Genomic DNA, 3,937 nt, shown 5'->3' with positions numbered 1-3,937 from the left:
ACACCCCAGAAAAAAGGGTCTTCCCAGCATACCGGCAACGGCAAAAACCGCAGTCACTAAACGGTGCCTGAATCACTTTCCTCGAAAAACAGACCAAAAACCGCAGAAACTCTAACGGTCCGCCCATATCATTACCTAACTGCATCGAAAACACGGCCATTACCGCCCGAAAACCATCACCAACGACCGCACAGGCCGGTCCGGAAACCCACCCGCATAAAAGACCCCGGATTCCTGCCCGACCGGCCTACAGACCGTTTCTAAGGCCTGTTTGCGGCATGATCGACGAACACATGCACCACAAAAACTCCAAAATGGGTCAAATCTATCCCCGCAAGGGATTTAAGGCACGATACCGCATTTTGGTGCGCAGGGCGCACGCAAAACGCCGAAAAACGACGGTTATCCGCCATTTTTCGTGTGGTCCTTCGGACGTCGCCGGATGCGCGCCTGACGGCGCGACTTTGGCCCTGCCAAAGTCTGCATCCTCGAAACCGGGAGACGAGGTCTGAGAGAAGACGGTCGGACAGGGCGACATCATCGGTCCTGAGGGCTTGGCGATGAAGGGACTGGTCCCTTCGTTCCCAGAGAGAAGGATTACCGCGCGGGCCTGTGTGCTCCCGCCGTGTCCTTCCTCGCCTTTCAGGACATGTTTCATGACACGACTTTCGTCTTCCTTTTTCTCTCCCGCCTCGACGGTCAGTGCGTTCCGCTCTGACGGCGTGGGACAACTGGCGTCCCTTCGCCTGCGTCTGCTCAGCTGGTGGCCAGCCAGACCCATGACCGGCTTTGCCGAGGGCAGCCGCTTTGTGGTTGTGGTGCAGAATATCCTCTGGACCCCGCTCACCGTTTCGACGGTGTGGGATTACGTCCGCACGATGGAGCTGCATCATGACGCCAGCGGACGGCTGTGCTTCGATGAACCGCTGGTCTTTGCCGAAGAGGGCATGGACGCACCAAACGCCATCGCCGTCTTCAACTACCATTTCCTGCGGCGCTTCCTCGCGGATGACGACCCCGCTCTGACCCTGCCGGGCCTGTGCCTGCATCGCGCGGCGCGGGAACTCTGGCCGCATCTGATGTTCCACACGCCGATGAGTCTGATCGTGCATGCCGCGTCCAGCGGGTGGCTGGCGGGTCTCGCACCGGAAGACCTGCTGGGACTGACGGATCCGCAAAGGGATCTGATGCTGGTCGACGCCCTGAGCCGGCAGATCAATCCGTCGAACCTGATCTGCCTGTCGGCCTCCACAGCGGTGGAGGCGGCCCCTGTCATCAACGGTCTGGCTGTTGATCCGCGCTGGTTCAGCACGGCGTGCGCGCCCGGCTACAGCCTGCAGGCGGGACTGGAACATCTCGGTGTGCTCGAATGTCCCGAAGAGGATGATCTGCTGCCGTTCGATCTGTCTTGCCGGGGCCACTGAACGCTTTTTCTTTCTATCCCAGCCCCTGCTTTTTTCATGGCCTGCCCCAGACGATTGTTTCGGTCACTGGACGCTTCAGGAGCGTGCCGGTGTCGATCTGCGTCTGCAGGGCAGGCTGGAACAAGGATTATCCCTTATGTCTGCCGAACATTTCTCTCTGCCCCGCACTGGCCTCGACCGGCTGATCGATGTCTGGCTGCAGATGCACGACGTGCTGCTGCCGGCCCTGTGTGTCGTCCGCGATGACGGTCCTGACGACACGCTGTCCTTTGGCCGCCCGCTGGAAGGCCATGTGCTGCTGCTCGGTGATCTTCTCGAAGACTTCGGCGAGATGCTTCAGGAGGTCATGGACAGTCCCGCTTCGGCATGAGTGCGGGGCCTCTGCTCTGCCTCTTTCTGGTCGTCAGGCCATCCTCCTCAAACCCAGATCAACACTCTGCCATCGGACAGAAACCTTTCTGTCCGATGGCTCTGCACAGGATTTTCATTATGCGTTATCAGACCTCACGCCACCATACAGGCTCACATAGCGTATCCCGCGCCATCCGCCGTCTTCGCCACACCCGTCGTCTTTCGCCGTGGGATGCAACGGACGAGGACCTCCAGTTCATGGCAGCACTCACCGAACGGCTGGGCGCACCGCCTGTCTCGAACATGATGCGTTATTGCGGCCCCGAGGCCCGGCATCTGGACCAGCTGGGTGAAAGCCTCGGTGACTGGCGGCGGATGCTGGAGGCGCTCGCCCGGCGTTATCCGGATCTGCCACGATCGGGACAGCGGGCGTCCGATGGCACGACACTGGATTCCGCGCCCGAGCGGATTGTCTGGGAGACCCTTGTGCAGATGGTTCCCGATGAACTGGAGCTGTGCTGCCATCCCTGGCTGGAAGACGGGCGGTATCTGCGCAGCGATTTCGGTCTCTGCGCACCTGATGAGGGGCCCCCTCTGGTTTGTATCGAAGTGATGGGCATGCTGGGCTCCGACCGGATCTGCCGGGCGGATGTCGAGGAAGCCTCTCTGGACCGTCTGGCGAAGAAGCAGGACTGGTTCAGTCAGCCGGGCCGTCCGCTGCTACGCGTGATCTGGCTCGACATGATGGCGCACCCGGACTGGCTGGAGGCCATCTGCGCGGAAGCCATCGAAGCGGCTGTCGCGCAGCTTGTCTGTGGCAGGAAGAAGTTTACCGAAGTGAAGGAGGGAATGCCGGGACGGAACTTCCGGCAAGAAAAGCGAGGCTCTCGTCCTGCTTCACGTTGGCGAGCGCGTGAGTGAATAAAGGACGGCTGTCGTCCTTCAGCCTCCCCGATGGGAGGATGGTTACCGCTCAGTCGTTTTTGTCATCATATGGCGGCAGCAGTTCAGGCTCTGGCTTGTCCTGCTGTCTGTCAGCTTCCTGTGCTTTTTCGATCCGGGTTGCACGCCACAACAGGACGGGAGCCGCAAGGAGAAACAGAATGCCGGAACCGGGCGTGAAATAGAGATGGAAGGTCGAGAACGCAAAAAAGAAGCTGCTTGTCTCTGTCTGCGATGATTGCAGAAAAACGTAGATCTTGACCAGACAGAACAGCGCCATGCCCCATGACGCACGATCACAGTAAAGGCGGGGGACATTGAAGGAGGCACGTTTCCGGCTCAGCCACGATGCACCAAAACAGGCGATGGTCACCCAGAGCGTTACACCCAGAATATGAAACCCGCTGAAGCCGGCGTGCTGAACCGAATTCATGCCGCGTTCGACATGGCGGTAAGCACAGGACAGAAGCCCCGCCAGAACGGTGCTGCCCAGCGCAGCCAGGACAGGTTCCTCCGGGGTCTCCCAGAACAGACCCAACCGGGCCCTGATCCCTTCAAAATCGATGTCATCCTTGTCCATGGCGGGTTCTTTTTATTCTGTGTCGATGACGACGTGTAACTGATAGGCGTGACTGGCTGCCGACCAACTCCATACAGGCGTCTCTGGACCCGGTCCACCGAAACTCAGATCGTGAACCCCGTCATGATGGCTTTCCAGAATGGCAATGGCGGCAGCAGAGTTCTGCCAGACGACATGATGCGTTCTGTCGAGCAGGGTGTAACGGGCGCCATCTCCCCCGAAGCAGGCCGGATCCTCTTCGATGACTGCCGTGAGGGTACCAAGAGTACCGCCGACATCGAGAGACAGGATTTTGGGTGTCACGCGTGTCCCGCACAGATCGTGATACTGTCCGGCTGTTTTCGTGAGGTCGGGGACGGCCTTCAGGGTGGCGGTATCCGAGGCTGTGGCTGGTCGGGCCTGTTCCGCGCTGAGCCAGTGGGCGTGCGCAATCATCTGTCTGTCGCTCTGACTGGCCGCCTGAGCGTGAGCAGAAACAGTGAGCAGCGACAGGGCGGAGAACAGGGATAGGGACAGGGACAGGAAAGGTTTCATGAAGGGAGTCCGTTTCATGGAGGAAGCAGATGTCACCCGGCACCCGGCATCCGAGATGGAGACCCGCAAAAACCGGTAGCGTTTGGACGGCTATGGTGATTCATTG

5 protein-coding genes are annotated in these 3,937 nt (G+C 59.8%); 3 read left to right on the top strand and 2 right to left on the bottom strand.

Annotated features, from left to right (window positions below):
* Nucleotides 1-656 precede the first annotated feature (656 nt).
* From AD948_RS00495 to AD948_RS00485, 3 genes are all read left to right on the top strand, one after another.
* The gene (locus AD948_RS00495; RefSeq protein WP_061470253.1) at nt 657-1,424 is read left to right on the top strand and encodes a hypothetical protein; all 768 of its coding nucleotides are present in this window, start codon (nt 657-659) and stop codon (nt 1,422-1,424) included.
* A gap of 136 nt (nt 1,425-1,560) precedes the next feature.
* Nucleotides 1,561-1,794 carry a hypothetical protein gene (locus AD948_RS00490; protein WP_061470256.1) on the top strand — a complete coding sequence of 78 codons (234 nt, stop codon included), beginning with the start codon at nt 1,561-1,563 and terminating at the stop codon, nt 1,792-1,794.
* 119 nt (nt 1,795-1,913) lie between these two features.
* Nucleotides 1,914-2,696, top strand: coding sequence for a hypothetical protein (locus tag AD948_RS00485; protein WP_227005087.1), 783 nt, complete (start codon nt 1,914-1,916; stop codon nt 2,694-2,696).
* A 52-nt stretch (nt 2,697-2,748) separates the two neighbouring features.
* On the opposite strand, the gene AD948_RS00480 is transcribed toward AD948_RS00485, so the two are convergent.
* Nucleotides 2,749-3,297: a hypothetical protein gene (locus AD948_RS00480; RefSeq protein WP_061470252.1), complete on the bottom strand. Its 549-nt coding sequence runs from the start codon at nt 3,295-3,297 to the stop codon at nt 2,749-2,751.
* Between the two features lie 12 nt (nt 3,298-3,309).
* Entirely contained in the window at nt 3,310-3,831 is a 522-nt protein-coding gene (locus AD948_RS00475) for a hypothetical protein (RefSeq protein ID WP_061470251.1), read from the bottom strand.
* Between the last annotated feature and the right edge of the window lie 106 nt (nt 3,832-3,937).

It is taken from the genome of Acetobacter senegalensis (assembly GCF_001580995.1).
Taxonomy (GTDB): Bacteria; Pseudomonadota; Alphaproteobacteria; order Acetobacterales; family Acetobacteraceae; genus Acetobacter; species Acetobacter senegalensis.
Note: the sequence above shows the minus strand (reverse complement) of the source record. Positions and strands in the feature narration are given on the sequence as shown.